A 16,056-nucleotide genomic window follows, 5' to 3' on the forward strand; every position below is an offset into this window, starting at 1 on the left:
CGCCCGGATTCGAATCAGAAGATGGTGAACGGTGCGATGACGATGAATTTCACGTCACGCTCATCCTGGAAGATGTTGCCGTAACCACCGCCCCAGCTTGGGATGTCTGAATGGTTGTCGTACTGAGTGAAGTGCAGTTTGAACAGCGTGCCTTTCGCGCGACCATCCTGAACGGTGTACAACGCATCAAGGCTGTATGCAGATTCTTTCAGGCGATTATCCGCATCGTAGTAACCGTCAGTGGTTGGTTTAGAGCTTGGTTTAGCATCCCATGCGTACACATAAGAAGCACCCACTGCCCAACCGGCCAGGTTCCAGTTGCTCAGGTCATACATCGCGCCTGCAAATACTGCTTTTTCACCGTTGGCGTTGAAGTCAGAGCGGTTATCCCACCACACATCAAGACGACCGTTTGAAGATGCATAAGTTGGGGTCATACGCTGCAGGAAGTAACCTTGCTGGCCATCGGCCTTCACAATAGTTCCTTCAAGACGCAAATCAACCTGTCCAACTCTGTATCCAAGAGTCAATGCCTGCAACCATGCAGTGCCATCGTACAGATCGTTAACGCTGCCATCAGAAACTTTGTCACGCGTACCGTAGAACTGGTAGCTGGTTGTTAACGGGCTACCCGCGATATCAAATTTGTAGCTTGCTTTGGTGAAGTACTGATCAACGTAGCCTTCAGCCTGCCCAAATGCCGCTTCGAGAATGAAATCATTTTTGAAGTCATACTTCGCACCAAGAGAGTGTAAATATTCAACTTTGGTGTTTTTGTCATTCTGATAGAACTTGTCCATTTCCAGGTGCCATGGAGCTTTATACTCGTTGGTCCACATGTAGGAGAAGCTCAGCGCACCAGAATCGCCGTAATCAAAGTTTGCACCGGCTTCAGCGCCCTGGTAAGTACCAGGCATGAAGCTCCAGTGTGGTGCGAGCAAGGTTTGGCCGGTTGGCTGAATGTAACCGCCACGCGCCCAAACCGGGCCGTATTTGAATTTAGCTGCGGCTTTATAAAGGCTAATGCCACTTTTATCACCGGAGAAATCTTCATCGTAAGCTTTGTTTACAGAGGAGAATGCGATTTCGTTAGGGTGACCGCTATCACCATTTTCTGCCATTTCGATAGCAGTAAAGGCCGCAATATCCAGACCGAACATGTCAGCGGCGAAACCAGACTGGAAGTCCAGATTGGCGTTCCAGGTGGAATGCGCAAGGTTAGTTTCATATTTATCAGTCGTAACATCTTTACGGTCACGCTCACGCTGCCAGTAATAAACACCACCGGTCAGAGTTGAGTCATCCACAAAGCCTGCTGCGCTTGCCTGAGGGATGACTACCAGTCCTGAAAGAGCCGTGACACCTGCAATTGCAAGCGCCAGTGCACTACGTTTGCCACTAAACGTACGCATATATTATTCCTCTTTGACGTATCAATAATCGCCGGACGTTAAAAGACGCCTTATGGCGAAAAAAAGTAAAAATGCCTAACGGCTAAAGCGGTTATGAATATTTGCCCGCATTACTGCTGCCCTTAAGACTATTTTTCGCGACGCGAATTATCAATGACTTTGTAAGAGTTCATTCCGATATTATGACAGAGAGCACATAATTTATGAGTATTTGTAACAAATCATGCCTTGAGAGTTTTATCTTGATAATTACTATTTATAAAATACAAAACTCTACATGAGAGCGCTCACATAATTAAAATAAGAATTTTTAATGTTCCGAGGTTGACCATAAAAAGTTGAAAGGAAGAAGTGTAAATAACATTAATTCGCAACGCGAATGTGAAGATTTATTTAAGCAAATGATTATAAAGCGAAAAAAAACGCCGCAATTTGCGGCGTTTTTGTCAGATATTGACTTAGTAAAAAGGGGCTATTCGCCCATTTTCGCCCAGGTATCACGCAAGCCAACGGTACGGTTAAATACCAGTTTTTCGGCAGTTGCATAACGGCAATCCAGGCAGAAATAACCTTCGCGCTCGAACTGATACGCTTTGCCTTTTTCGGCATTTTGCAGACTTGGTTCGACGAAGCCTTGTTTGATAACCAGTGATTCCGGGTTAATCGTTGCAAGGAAATCTTCCGCAGCCCCTGGGTTTGCAACACTGAAGAGGCGGTCATAAAGGCGAATCTCAACAGGCAATGCGTGTTCCGCACTCACCCAATGAATCACACCTTTAACTTTACGGCCATCAGCTGGGTCTTTGCTTAATGTGTCCGGATCGTAGGAGCAATGCAGCATGGTGATATTACCTGCTTCATCTTTCTCAACGCGATCGGCTTTAATCACATATGCATTACGCAGGCGTACTTCTTTGCCCAACACCAGACGCTTATATTGCTTGTTAGCTTCTTCACGGAAGTCAGCACGATCGATATAGATCTCACGGCTAAATGGCACTTGACGGCTACCCATCTCTGGTTTGTTAGGATGGTTAGGCATCGTTACCATTTCAACTTCACCCTGTGGGAAGTTTTCAATGATAACTTTAACCGGGTCGAGAACAGCCATAGCGCGTGGTGCGTTCTCGTTCAGGTCATCACGGATACAAGATTCCAGAGATGCCATTTCAACCGTGTTATCTTGCTTAGTCACACCAATGCGCTTACAGAACTCACGAATAGAAGCGGCAGTATAACCACGACGACGCAGACCCGAGATGGTTGGCATACGTGGGTCATCCCAGCCCTCTACAACCTTCTCAGTCACCAGCTGGTTCAGCTTACGCTTAGACATGATGGCGTATTCGAGATTCAGGCGAGAGAACTCGTACTGACGCGGATGCGCAGGAATTGTGATGTTATCCAACACCCAGTCATACAGACGACGGTTGTCCTGGAATTCCAGCGTACACAGGGAGTGCGTAATGCCTTCCAGCGCATCGGAAATGCAGTGGGTGAAGTCGTACATCGGGTAGATGCACCACTTGTTGCCGGTCTGGTGGTGTTCGGCGAATTTAATACGATAAATTACCGGGTCACGCATCACGATAAATGGCGATGCCATATCGATTTTCGCACGCAGGCACGCAGTCCCTTCAGCGAACTCACCGTTACGCATTTTCTCAAACAGCGCGAGGTTTTCTTCCACGCTGCGGTCACGGTAAGGGCTGTTTTTACCCGGAGATGTCAATGAGCCGCGATACTCACGGATCTGCTCAGGCGACAGTTCATCCACGTACGCCAGCCCTTTATTGATCAGCTCAACAGCATAGTTGAACAGTTGATCGAAATAATTGGAGGAGTAGCGCACGTCACCAGACCAATGGAAACCTAACCATTCGACGTCATGCTTGATGGAATCTACGAATTCGATGTCTTCTTTTGCCGGGTTGGTGTCATCGAAACGCAGGTTGCACTGGCCTTGATAATCTTGGGCGATACCAAAGTTCAGGCAGATGGATTTTGCATGGCCGATATGCAGATAACCATTTGGCTCTGGCGGGAAACGGGTGCAAATGCTGTTGTGCTTACCATTAGCCAAATCTTCATCGATTATCTGGCGAATAAAGTTAGTTGGGCGGGCTTCAGCCTCACTCATCGCGGGTTCCTCTGTGCAAAAACTTTAGTTATCGGCACATGATCTTATAAGCAAGCGTCGGAAACAACCTTTAGTTGCATAAATAAGGGTATAGGCGGGTGGCGTGCTAGAGGAACAAAAAAGCGGCTGGAGAAAATCTCCAGCCGCTAAAGGCACAATCTATGACTCAGGAGCGATTATTTGCCTTTAATTTCGTACAGAGGTGTTTGCCCCGCAACAACAGAACCTTGTGCCTGGAGTACCAGACCACTGTAGTCGTCGATGTTGCTACAAACTACTGGGCTAATCATGGAGCGGGCATTCGCATTCAGGAAATCAAGATCCATTTCCAGAATCGGCTGGCCTGCAACCACTTCAGCACCCTCTTCTACCAGACGAGTAAAGCCCTGGCCGTTCAGTGCAACGGTATCAATGCCCATATGGACAACGATCTCAGCACCTTTCTCGGTTTCCAGGCAGAACGCATGGTTGGTATTAAAGATTTTTACGATAGTACCGGCAGCTGGAGCGACAACTGTTTTTCCAGTTGGCTTAACAGCAACACCATCACCAACTGCTTTGCTGGCGAAGGCTTCATCAGGAACCTGGTCCAGCGCAACCACATCACCTGTCACTGGTGAAACCAGAGCAGCAATGGTTACAGCATTTGGAACTGCTTGTGGTTTAGCAGCAGCCACTGGCGCCGCGGTAGCAGCACTAACAGGAGCAGCTGCAACTTCACCTACAGTCTTCATGGAGTTGGCAATCTTCTCAGCTACAAAGCCGACGATGATTTGCACGCTGGTTTTGTTCAGACGGATAACACCGGTTGCACCCAGACGTTTCGCCAACGCTTCATTAACCAATGAAGAGTCTTTCACGTTCAGACGCAGACGAGTGATACATGCATCAATACCTGTCAGGTTAGCTGAACCACCTACCGCTGCGATGTACTGACGAGCCAACTCAGTTACATCTTGAGAGGCGTTGGCGCTAACATTCACGTCCTGGCCATCAGCTTCATCACCTGCAACAGCCAGTTCACGACCTGGAGTCAACAGATTGAATTTGTTGATAGTGAAACGGAAGACCACGTAGTAAATCACGAAGAACACGATGCCTTGTGGGATCAGCATGTACCAGTGAGTCGCCAGTGGGTTACGGGTAGAAAGCACCATATCCACCAGACCCGCACTGAAGCCGAAACCAGCAATCCAATGCATGCTTGCTGCGATAAATACAGAGATACCGGTCAGCACTGCGTGAATCAGATACAGAACTGGAGCCACGAACATGAAGGAGAATTCTAACGGTTCGGTGATACCAGTAAAGAAGGCAGCAAACGCACCCGCCATCATGATACCCAAAACTTTGGCTTTATTTTCAGGACGCGCGCAGTGGTAAATTGCCAATGCAGCACCTGGAAGGCCAAACATCATGATTGGGAAGAAGCCAGCCTGATAGCGACCAGTAATACCAACGATACCAGTACCTTCAGCGATAGATTTAGCACCGCCAAGGAATTTAGGAATATCGTTAATACCTGCAACATCAAACCAGAACACGGAGTTCAGAGCGTGATGCAGGCCAACTGGAATCAGAAGACGGTTGAAGAACGCATAAACACCTGCGCCAATTGAACCCATTTTCTGGATGTGCTCACCAAAGTTCACCAGGCCGCTGAAAACGATTGGCCAGATGAACATCATGATGAAGGCAACAGCAATCATCACAAAGGAGGTAAGAATTGGAACCAGGCGACGACCGCTGAAGAAGGACAACGCTTTCGGCAACTCGACGCTGCTGAAGCGGTTGTACAACTCTGCGGAGATAATCCCCACCATGATGCCCACAAATTGGTTTTCAATTTTAGTGAACGCCAATGGAACCTGATCCAACGGAATGTGTTTGATCATGGAAACAGCGGCTGGCGAACAGAGAGTCGTCAAAACCAGGAAACCGACAAAACCGGTTAGTGCAGCAGCACCATCTTTATCTTTGGACATACCGTAAGCCACACCAATGGCAAACAGCACTCCCATGTGGTCAATGATTGCAGCACCAGATTTGATGAACAACGCAGCTAATGCGCTATCACCACCCCAGCTAACCGGGTCAATCCAGTAACCAACACCCATTAATATGGCTGCGGCTGGTAGCGTGGCTACCGGCACCATCAGCGCACGGCCAACCTTTTGCATATAACCTAGAATACTCACGTTAATTCCCCCTATGAGACCCCGTTAAGGCTCGTTCAAAGCAGTTTTATTATTGTGTAACAAACCTTGAAAGCATGACGAAGATTCGCCAACTTTCAGAGTGTGTGAAAAATTAATTCGTATCGCAAATTAAACACCCTTTTTTTGTGATTAAAATCACCAAATATTGTTATTCCACTCCCCTTTGGCTAGCTATCGACTAAAACTTATTTTATCATCCGAAAAATCAAGACGGATTGATCCCGTAATAACTGGTTCGAAACTGGTTTACCCTTAGAGGGTTCGGATAACAATCTGGCTAAAGCTACTTTCTATTAACTTATGAGGTGAATGATGAGACTGATTCCCCTGGCTACCCCAGCTCAAGTTGGCAAATGGGCAGCACGCCATATCGTTAAGCGTATCAATGCGTTTAATCCGACAGCAGATCGTCCTTTCGTGCTGGGCCTGCCAACCGGTGGTACTCCACTTGAAGCGTATAAAGCGCTGGTAGAGATGCACAAAGCGGGCCAGGTTAGCTTTAAAAACGTCGTCACCTTTAATATGGATGAGTACGTTGGTCTGCCAAAAGAGCATCCGGAAAGCTATCATACGTTCATGCACCGCAATTTCTTTGATCATGTTGATATCCCAGCGGAAAATATCAACCTGCTGAATGGCAATGCTGACGATGTTGACGCAGAGTGCCGTCGTTATGAAGAAAAAATTCGCTCATACGGTAAAATTCACCTGTTTATGGGTGGCGTGGGCAACGATGGTCACATCGCATTCAACGAACCAGCTTCTTCTCTGGCTTCCCGTACTCGTATCAAAACGCTGACTCATGACACCCGTGTTGCAAACTCCCGTTTCTTTGATGGCGATGTTACTCAGGTTCCAAAATTTGCGCTGACTGTGGGCGTGGGCACTCTGCTTGATGCAGAAGAAGTGATGATTTTGGTCATTGGTCATCTGAAAGCGCAAGCTCTGCAAGCAGCAGTGGAAGGCAATGTGAATCACATGTGGACCATTAGCTGTCTGCAACTGCACCCGAAAGCAGTGGTTGTTTGTGATGAGCCGTCCACCATGGAACTCAAAGTGAAGACGCTGAAGTACTTCAATGAGCTCGAAGCGGAAAACATCAAAGATCTTTAAATACTAACTTATACCCAAAATAATTCGAGTTGCAGCCAACACCTCTGCAACTTGAAGTATGACGGGTATAACCGGGGGTAATTATGTTTGCATTAACTCACGGTCGGATTTATACCGGCCATGAAATTCTTGATGATCACGCGATTGTTATCGCGAACGGCCTAATTGAACGCGTTTGCCCGCGCTCAGATCTCCCTGCGGGTATTGAGACTCGCGATGTGGGTGGTGCAATCATTGCCCCCGGTTTTATTGATGTGCAGCTTAATGGTTGTGGTGGCGTTCAGTTCAACGATTCCGCAGATGCGGTTACCGTTGAAACGCTGGAAATCATGCAGAAAGCCAACGAGCGTTCTGGCTGTACCAGCTACTTACCGACACTGATCACCAGCAGCGATGAGCTGATGAAGCAAGGCGTGAAAGTGATGCGCGAATACCTGGCGAAATATCAGCACCAGGCTCTCGGTCTGCATCTTGAAGGCCCGTGGTTAAACATGGTGAAAAAAGGAACGCACAATCCAAGCTTCGTGCGTAAACCTGATGCAGAACTGGTTGATTTCCTGTGCCAAAACGCAGATGTGATCACTAAAGTCACTTTGGCACCAGAAATGGTTGGGCCTGAAGTGATTAGTAAACTGGTTGCTTCCGGCATTATCGTTTCAGCCGGGCATTCCAATGCCACTGTAAAAGAAGCTAAAGTCGGCTTCCGTGCTGGTATCACCTTCGCAACCCACCTTTTCAACGCTATGCCATATATTACTGGCCGCGAACCGGGTCTTGCTGGGGCCATTTTTGATGAGCCAGATGTTTACTGCGGTATCATTGCCGATGGTTTACATGTGGACTATGCCAATATTCGTACTGCGAAAAAGGTCAAAGGCGATAAGCTGTGCCTGGTGACTGATGCAACTGCTCCGGCAGGCGCAAATATCGATGAGTTCATTTTCGCAGGAAAAACAATATACTACCGTGATGGTTTATGCGTAGATGAGAACGGTACGCTGAGCGGTTCAGCCCTGACGATGATTGAAGGGGTGTGTAACCTGGTTGAGCATGCGGGCATCGCATTAGACGAAGTCTTACGTATGGCCACCCTCTACCCTGCCCGTGCAATGGGTGTAGAGCAGCAATTAGGTACTATTGAAGCAGGGAAAGTCGCCAACCTGACGACCTTTACCCGCGATTTTAAAATCACCAAGACCTTTGTTAATGGTAACGAGGTCGTAACTGAGTAATTAAGGCATGACGACTGGCGGACAGGCTCAAATTGGTAATGTCGATCTGGTAAAACAACTGAATAGCGCGGCGGTATATCGCCTGATTGACCAACATGGGCCAATTTCTCGCATTCAGATTGCCGAACAAAGCCAGCTAGCACCTGCCAGCGTCACGAAAATTACTCGCCAGTTAATTGAGCGCGGGCTGATCAAAGAAGTTGATCAACAGGCTTCCACCGGGGGCCGCCGCGCTATCTCAATTATCACTGAAACCCGCAATTTCCATGCTATTGGCGTACGTCTTGGCCGCCACGATGCAACTATCACGTTATTTGATCTCAGCGCTAAACCGATTGCCGAAGAGCATTATTCTCTTCCTGAACGAACTCAGGAAACGCTCGAGCATGCACTGCTAAACGCTATTGCTCAATTTATCGAACAAAACACACGTAAAATGCGTGAGCTGATTGCGATTTCCGTAATCCTGCCAGGCCTGGTTGATCCTGAAAGCGGTGTGATTCGTTATATGCCTCATATCCAGGTCAATAACTGGTCGTTAGTCGATAGCCTCGAAAAACAGTTCAAAGTGACTTGCTATGTGGGTCACGATATCCGTAGCCTGGCGCTTGCTGAGCACTATTTTGGTGCAACACACGATTGCGATGACTCCATTTTGGTGCGTGTCCACCGTGGTACAGGTGCGGGGATTTTGTCTAACGGACGTATTTTTATTGGCCGTAACGGTAACGTTGGTGAAATTGGCCATATTCAGGTTGACCCATTAGGCGAACGCTGCCACTGCGGAAACTTTGGCTGCCTGGAAACTATTGCCGCCAATGCTGCTATTGAACACCGTGTGCGCCATTTACTCGAGCAAGGTTATAACAGCCGCCTGACACTTGAAGATTGCGATATTACTGCGATTTGTAAAGCTGCTAACAAAGGTGATGCCCTTGCCTGCGAAGTGATTGAACATGTTGGTCGCCACTTAGGCAAAGCCATTTCTATCGCGATTAACCTGTTTAATCCGCAAAAAGTGGTCATTGCCGGGGAAATCATTGAAGCCGAAAAAGTGCTTCTTCCCGCTATCGAAGCATGCATCAATACACAGGTATTGAAAGCATTCCGTAAGAATCTACCCGTCGTACGTTCAAAACTCGATGACCGTTCAGCCATTGGTGCCTTTGCTTTGGTAAAACGCTCGATGCTGAATGGCGTTCTGCTTCAACGTTTGCTGGAAAGTTAACTCAGCCGTGAGCCTTTTTACGATATAGTTACGCCTTCCTGAAATGTGAGCCAAGGTAATCAATGACCATTCAGAATGTAATTTGTGATATTGACGGTGTGCTGATGCACGATAACGTCGCCGTACCGGGTGCTAATGAATTCTTAGCCCGCATCATGGAAAAGGGTATGCCGCTGGTTCTGCTGACTAACTACCCGTCGCAGACAGGTCAAGATCTGGCGAACCGTTTTGCGTCCGCGGGTATTGATGTACCAGACAGCGTCTTTTATACCTCCGCAATGGCAACCGCGGATTTCCTGCGCCGTCAGGAAGGAAAAAAAGCGTACGTTGTCGGTGAAGGTGCGTTGATTCATGAACTGTATAAAGCTGGCTTTACCATCACCGATATCAATCCTGACTTTGTCATCGTCGGTGAAACCCGCTCTTATAACTGGGAAATGATGCACAAGGCCGCCTACTTCGTAGCAAACGGTGCGCGCTTTATTGCGACTAACCCTGATACACATGGCCGTGGTTACTATCCAGCCTGTGGTGCGCTTTGCGCGGGTATCGAGAAAATTTCTGGCCGCAAACCATTCTGTGTTGGCAAGCCAAGCCCGTGGATTATCCGCGCGGCGCTCAATAAAATGCAGGCGCATTCCGAGCACACGGTGATTGTCGGCGATAACCTGCGCACCGATATTCTTGCGGGATTCCAGGCTGGCCTGGAAACGATTCTGGTGCTGTCGGGCGTTTCAACGCTGAACGATATCGATGCCATGCCGTTCCGCCCTTCGTGGATTTACCCGTCCGTTGCCGAAGTCGATATTATCTAATTAATGATTCGCCCGGTTTTCGCCGGGCGTTTTAGCGATTCACCAATCTTTTTCCCCTTCTCTGAATACCAGCCTGGCGATTTCACCAATAATTGCCGATCCGCTAATTATTTCGCTCATTTCCTCATCATTTTTCAGTAATCAACAATCACCATTGAACTATTTATCTCTCCAGGGCTAAAGGACTTGCTTTCACGTCAATGATTGCGCATTTTCATAGTCATGCAACGCAGCTATTACCCAAAATAATTCGAGTTACAGGAAGGCGGCAAGTGAAGGAATCCCGATGAGCTTACTGGAGTAAGTGATTCGGGTGACTGAATGCAGACAACGCATCTGCAACTTGAAGTATGAAGGGTAAAAACAATTTAATGGCTCAAAGAAGCATTACGGAGAGAGTTCTATGTGTTCAATTTTTGGTGTTCTGGATATCAAGACCGATGCGGTCGAACTGCGTAAGAAAGCGCTCGAGTTATCTCGCCTGATGCGTCACCGTGGCCCAGACTGGTCTGGTGTTTACGCTAATGATAAAGCCATTCTGTCCCATGAACGTCTCTCGATTGTTGACGTTAACGCTGGCGCTCAGCCGCTCTACAACAAAGCCAAAACCCACGCCCTGGCTGTTAACGGCGAAATCTACAACCATCAGGCTCTGCGTGCAGAATACGGCGACCGTTACGAATTCCAGACAGGCTCCGACTGTGAAGTTATCCTCGCGCTGTACCAGGAAAAAGGCTCGGAATTCCTCGACGATCTGCAAGGTATGTTTGCCTTCATTCTGTATGACGAAACACAAGACGCCTATCTGATTGGCCGTGACCATATTGGTATCATCCCCCTATATATGGGTCATGACGAACACGGCAACATGTATGTTGCTTCAGAAATGAAAGCGCTGGTCCCGGTTTGCCGCACTATTAAAGAGTTCCCGGCAGGCAGCTATCTGTGGAGCAAAGACGGTGAAATCCGCAGCTACTACCAGCGTGACTGGTTCGAATACGATGCGGTAAAAGACAACGTTACTGATAAAAACGAATTGCGCCAGGCGCTGGAAGATTCCGTAAAAAGCCACCTGATGTCTGACGTGCCATATGGCGTGTTGCTGTCCGGCGGTCTGGATTCATCGGTTATCTCTGCGATTACCAAGAAATTTGCCGCCCGCCGTGTAGAAGATGAAGAGCGTTCCGAAGCCTGGTGGCCACAGCTGCACTCTTTTGCAGTTGGCCTGGTCGGGTCTCCTGACCTGATAGCAGCGCAAGAAGTGGCAAATCACTTAGGCACCGTGCACCACGAAATTCATTTCACCGTGCAAGAAGGCCTGGATGCGATTCGCGATGTTATCTATCACATTGAAACTTACGATGTGACCACCATTCGCGCCTCTACTCCAATGTATTTGATGTCACGCAAAATCAAAGCAATGGGCATCAAGATGGTGCTATCCGGTGAAGGTTCTGACGAAGTCTTTGGCGGCTACCTGTACTTCCATAAAGCGCCAAACGATAAAGAGCTGCACGAAGAGACCGTTCGTAAGCTGCAAGCGCTGCATATGTTTGACTGTGCGCGTGCTAACAAAGCGATGTCTGCCTGGGGCGTTGAAGCTCGCGTACCGTTCCTGGACAAGAAATTCCTCGATGTTGCTATGCGCATCAACCCGAAAGACAAAATGTGCGGCAACGGCAAGATGGAAAAACATATCCTGCGTGAATGTTTTGAATCTTACCTACCAGCAAGTGTTGCATGGCGTCAGAAAGAACAATTCTCTGATGGCGTAGGTTACAGCTGGATTGACACGTTAAAAGAAGTTGCAGCGGGTCAGGTCACCGACCAACAACTGGAAACGGCAAGCTATCGCTTCCCGTACAACACACCAGGCTCTAAAGAAGCTTATTTGTATCGTGAAATCTTTGAAGAGTTATTCCCACTACCAAGCGCTGCGCAGTGCGTTCCAGGCGGCCCATCTGTTGCCTGTTCTTCAGCTAAGGCCATCGAATGGGATGAAGCATTCAAAACAATGAATGATCCATCAGGCCGTGCAGTGGGCGTTCACCAGTCCGCTTACAAATAATTGAGCAAAATGAAACACACGGGCCTACGGGCCCGTTTTTGTTTCTGCAATATTCCTCACCTCTTATCTGGGCTTTTCCCTAACATAAAACCACGAAATAACCGATTTTTGACGAATATTGCATCAAGCTGTTCGTAAGCTAATCAAACAGACAATTTACGCCAATTTTCGGGAAAAAATTGTTGACGCTAGAAGGCCAACTACGCATAATGCGCCCCGCAACGCCGATAAGGTGACGCAGAAAAAAGAAGGCTACTTAGCTCAGCTGGTTAGAGCACATCACTCATAATGATGGGGTCACAGGTTCGATTCCCGTAGTAGCCACCATTATTCTTTTTTTAGCGCGGGAGTGGCGAAATTGGTAGACGCACCAGATTTAGGTTCTGGCGCCGCAAGGTGTGCGAGTTCAAGTCTCGCCTCCCGCACCATTTTAAAGCGTTGCACAGTTGGGGTATCGCCAAGCGGTAAGGCACCGGTTTTTGATACCGGCATTCCCTGGTTCGAATCCAGGTACCCCAGCCAATTTTTCGACATAGCACGTTAGTTTTGTGCGCCCATAGTTGGGGTATCGCCAAGCGGTAAGGCACCGGTTTTTGATACCGGCATTCCCTGGTTCGAATCCAGGTACCCCAGCCAGTCGAAGAATAAAGTTTTAAAATTAGGCTACTTAGCTCAGCTGGTTAGAGCACATCACTCATAATGATGGGGTCACAGGTTCGATTCCCGTAGTAGCCACCATATTTTTGGGGTATCGCCAAGCGGTAAGGCTCTGGTTTCTGATACCAGCATTCCGAGGTTCGAATCCTCGTACCCCAGCCAAAAATAAAAAGCTCGCTTCGGCGAGCTTTTTGCTTTTCTGCATTTGGATATTCTCGTCAGAATTAAAGTCGGATGTCGCTAACGCTAATCCGACCTACGAAAGACTATCGACTCATAACCCTAACGCATACTTCAGCGCCTGGCGTTTAAGCACCCCACCACGTTCAGCCGCCATCAACCCTAAGTTTCGAATCACACGCAACGGCCCTAAAGTATTGCTAAAACCTGCGTAGAACAGATCCATACCGCTTTGCATCAGGAAATTATCCGCCTGTCTGCGCGTCTGGTAGCGCTTCAAAATACGCGCATCTGCCCAGTTTTCACCGTAGCTACGCGCTTTAATCATCACATCAAGTAAAGCGTCCACATCACGATAACCTAGATTCACACCCTGCCCCGCTAATGGGTGAATGGTATGCGCGGCATCGCCAATCAACGCCAGGCCCTGTTGGGTATATTGCAATGCATGGCGACGAGTCAGCGGAAATGCGCCACTGGCAATCGGTATTACTTTACCTAAGCGCTCCGGGAAACTCGCCTCAATCGCTTTATGCAGTTGCGGTATCGTCATATTTTGCAGCTGGCGAATACGTGCCGGTGAATCGTACCAAACAAGCGAAGCCCAATTATCAAATAGTGGTAAAAACGCGTGCGGGCCGTTCGGCGTAAAATGCTGCCAGGTGCTATCGCCTGGTTCTTGTTCGCATTTTACCGTAATGAGCATGCACGACTGACGATACTGCCAGGCATGAACACCAATTCCAGCCCAGCGGCGCACCTGCGAATTTGCGCCATCAGCTCCAATGACCATAGGAACCGTTAGGGTCCGCTCATCCGCAAAGTGTAACGTCCACTTCCCTGCCTGCCCGTGCATACGGTCAATGTGTGCAGGGCAAACCAACGTGACATTCGGATGGGCCTCTAGCGCCTGCCACAATGCGAATTGTAAAACCTGGTTTTCGACCATATAGCCCAATTCTGGCAGCCCTAACTCTTGAGCTTTAAAGCTGACGTGGGCGCTTTCCCACTCCCAGGTTTCGAGCTGGCGATAAGCATGGCTACGCATTGAACGAATAGCATCCCAAACGCCAAGTGATTTCAACAACCCGACCGATGCACTACTGATAGCCGAAATACGCACATCGGGTTGGCTTGTTGCGTCAAAGGCAGCAGGAGCCTGCTGCTCAATCACCACAACCTGAAAACCATTTTGCGCGAGGCCAAGGGCTGCGGCCGCGCCGACCATCCCCCCACCCACTACCGCGACATCAATTGACTGATTCAACATGATGAGTTTGTCCTTAAATTGTCTATGCTGATTCTACCGGATTTTTACGCAAGCTGGTCACATCAAGGCCAAAGCATTACAATACGCCGCCTGAATTCCTGGCTTTAACTGAGCAATGGCAAGTCGATGACAAAAAAACTCCATATCAAAACCTGGGGCTGTCAGATGAACGAATACGATTCATCGAAGATGGCCGATCTGCTGAATAGCACACATGGCTATACGCTTACGGACAACCCAGAAGAAGCGGACGTATTGCTACTCAATACCTGCTCTATCCGTGAAAAAGCCCAGGAAAAAGTGTTCCATCTGCTTGGCCGCTGGAAACTCTTAAAGCGTAAAAATCCCAATATCATTATTGGTGTTGGCGGTTGCGTTGCTTCCCAGGAAGGTAAGCTGATTCGTAGCCGTGCACACTATGTTGATATTGTTTTCGGGCCACAAACGCTGCACCGCCTGCCTGAAATGATCAACAAAGTGAGTGGCAACCGTAGCCCAATCGTTGATGTCAGCTTCCCTGAAATCGAAAAGTTCGACCGTCTACCAGAGCCAAAAGCCGATGGCCCGACTGCATTCGTTTCTATTATGGAAGGCTGTAACAAGTATTGTACTTACTGCGTGGTGCCTTATACGCGTGGTGAGGAAGTGAACCGTCCGTGTGATGATGTGCTGTTTGAAATCGCACAACTCGCAGCGCAAGGCGTGCGTGAAGTGAATCTGCTCGGCCAGAATGTGAATGCTTACCGCGGGCCGACTTTCGATGGTGGCATCTGTTCATTCGCTGAACTGCTGCGCCTGGTGGCTGCCATTGACGGCATTGACCGCATTCGCTTCACCACCAGCCATCCGATTGAATTTACTGACGATATCATCGAAGTTTACCGCGATACTCCAGAACTGGTGAGTTTCCTGCATCTGCCGATTCAATGCGGTTCTGACCGCGTCCTGAATTTAATGGGTCGTACGCATACCGCGCTGGAATACAAATCGATTATTCGCAAACTGCGCGCCGTGCGTCCTGACATTCAAATTAGTTCTGATTTCATTGTTGGTTTCCCTGGCGAAACCCAGCAGGACTTCGAGCAAACCATGAAAGTCATTGGCGATGTTAATTTTGACGTGAGCTACAGCTTCGTCTTTTCTTCACGCCCGGGCACGCCAGCCGCCGATATGGTTGATGACGTACCAGAAAAAGAGAAATTGCAGCGCCTCTATATTCTGCAAGAGCGTATCAACCAACAGGCCATGGAATTTAGCCGTAAGATGGTTGGCACCACGCAGCGTGTCCTTGTCGAAGGCACCTCACGCAGAAACATTATGGAGTTGACCGGACGTTCCGAACACAACCGTGGCGTCAACTTTGCGGGCACCCCGGATATGATCGGTAAATTTGTTGATGTCGAAATCACCGAAGTGGCGACCAACAACTCCCTGCGCGGGAAAGTGGTTCGCACCGAAGACGAAATGGGACTGCGTATCGCGCAATCGCCTGAGTCAGTGATTGCCCGCACTCGCAAAGAGAACGAAATCGGCGTCGGGATTTATCAGCCATAATTCCACTCAATGCCAGCGGGTTCGCTAACGCCGTGAACCCGCTGGCATTTTCATTTGTTGCACTTGCATTCGGAAGCATCCACCCAAATATCAAAAACCAGGCTTGCGCCATCTGCCCACGCCGTAAATAATCTTTTTATGGCCTGCAATTATGCAGCAATACATTCT

At 48.5% G+C, this 16,056-nt stretch carries 10 protein-coding genes and 6 tRNA genes; 12 read left to right on the top strand and 4 right to left on the bottom strand.

What is annotated here, in order from left to right; all coding sequences use genetic code 11:
* Positions 1-14 precede the first annotated feature (14 nt).
* The 3 genes from chiP to nagE all read right to left on the bottom strand — a co-directional run bounded on the left by chiP (position 15) and on the right by nagE (position 5,750).
* Complete coding sequence (gene chiP, locus LVQ76_RS01050; protein ID WP_151992868.1) at positions 15-1,412, bottom strand: chitoporin ChiP; 1,398 nt, start codon at positions 1,410-1,412, stop codon at positions 15-17.
* Between the two features lie 472 nt (positions 1,413-1,884).
* Complete coding sequence (gene glnS, locus LVQ76_RS01055; protein WP_232864276.1) at positions 1,885-3,552, bottom strand: glutamine--tRNA ligase; 1,668 nt, start codon at positions 3,550-3,552, stop codon at positions 1,885-1,887.
* A 176-nt stretch (positions 3,553-3,728) separates the two neighbouring features.
* Positions 3,729-5,750 (bottom strand): N-acetylglucosamine-specific PTS transporter subunit IIBC, encoded by a 2,022-nt coding sequence (nagE, locus tag LVQ76_RS01060; RefSeq protein ID WP_232920778.1) that lies wholly within the window; start codon positions 5,748-5,750, stop codon positions 3,729-3,731.
* Between the two features lie 333 nt (positions 5,751-6,083).
* Here nagE and nagB point away from each other — a divergent pair, with 333 nt between their 5' ends.
* From nagB to LVQ76_RS01115, 11 genes are all read left to right on the top strand, one after another.
* Positions 6,084-6,884 (top strand): glucosamine-6-phosphate deaminase, encoded by an 801-nt coding sequence (gene nagB / locus LVQ76_RS01065; protein ID WP_064517071.1) that lies wholly within the window; start codon positions 6,084-6,086, stop codon positions 6,882-6,884.
* An 83-nt stretch (positions 6,885-6,967) separates the two neighbouring features.
* A complete protein-coding gene (gene nagA, locus LVQ76_RS01070) occupies positions 6,968-8,116 on the top strand; it encodes an N-acetylglucosamine-6-phosphate deacetylase (RefSeq protein WP_151992871.1) in 1,149 nt (382 codons plus the stop codon).
* Positions 8,117-8,123: 7 nt separating this feature from the next.
* Positions 8,124-9,344 carry a DNA-binding transcriptional regulator NagC gene (nagC, locus tag LVQ76_RS01075; protein ID WP_232920779.1) on the top strand — a complete coding sequence of 407 codons (1,221 nt, stop codon included), beginning with the start codon at positions 8,124-8,126 and terminating at the stop codon, positions 9,342-9,344.
* A 62-nt stretch (positions 9,345-9,406) separates the two neighbouring features.
* A complete protein-coding gene (locus tag LVQ76_RS01080) occupies positions 9,407-10,159 on the top strand; it encodes an HAD-IIA family hydrolase (RefSeq protein ID WP_034456689.1) in 753 nt (250 codons plus the stop codon).
* A 403-nt stretch (positions 10,160-10,562) separates the two neighbouring features.
* The gene (gene asnB, locus LVQ76_RS01085; protein ID WP_232904049.1) at positions 10,563-12,227 is read left to right on the top strand and encodes an asparagine synthase B; all 1,665 of its coding nucleotides are present in this window, start codon (positions 10,563-10,565) and stop codon (positions 12,225-12,227) included.
* Between the two features lie 250 nt (positions 12,228-12,477).
* A tRNA-Met gene (locus LVQ76_RS01090) sits at positions 12,478-12,554 on the top strand.
* Between the two features lie 16 nt (positions 12,555-12,570).
* Positions 12,571-12,655 (top strand) — tRNA-Leu (locus LVQ76_RS01095).
* 19 nt (positions 12,656-12,674) lie between these two features.
* A tRNA-Gln gene (locus LVQ76_RS01100) sits at positions 12,675-12,749 on the top strand.
* Between the two features lie 39 nt (positions 12,750-12,788).
* Positions 12,789-12,863 (top strand) — tRNA-Gln (locus tag LVQ76_RS01105).
* A gap of 25 nt (positions 12,864-12,888) precedes the next feature.
* Positions 12,889-12,965, top strand: a tRNA-Met gene (locus LVQ76_RS01110).
* Positions 12,966-12,971: 6 nt separating this feature from the next.
* Positions 12,972-13,046, top strand: a tRNA-Gln gene (locus LVQ76_RS01115).
* Between the two features lie 112 nt (positions 13,047-13,158).
* On the opposite strand, the gene ubiF is transcribed toward LVQ76_RS01115, so the two are convergent.
* Positions 13,159-14,334 (bottom strand): 3-demethoxyubiquinol 3-hydroxylase, encoded by a 1,176-nt coding sequence (gene ubiF / locus LVQ76_RS01120; RefSeq protein WP_232920780.1) that lies wholly within the window; start codon positions 14,332-14,334, stop codon positions 13,159-13,161.
* 126 nt (positions 14,335-14,460) lie between these two features.
* Here ubiF and miaB point away from each other — a divergent pair, with 126 nt between their 5' ends.
* Positions 14,461-15,888: a tRNA (N6-isopentenyl adenosine(37)-C2)-methylthiotransferase MiaB gene (miaB, locus tag LVQ76_RS01125; protein ID WP_232920781.1), complete on the top strand. Its 1,428-nt coding sequence runs from the start codon at positions 14,461-14,463 to the stop codon at positions 15,886-15,888.
* The last annotated feature ends 168 nt before the right edge of the window (positions 15,889-16,056 follow it).

Origin of the sequence: Buttiauxella cochleicola, assembly GCF_021283185.1 — a bacterium.
Classification (GTDB): Bacteria; Pseudomonadota; Gammaproteobacteria; order Enterobacterales; family Enterobacteriaceae; genus Buttiauxella; species Buttiauxella massiliensis.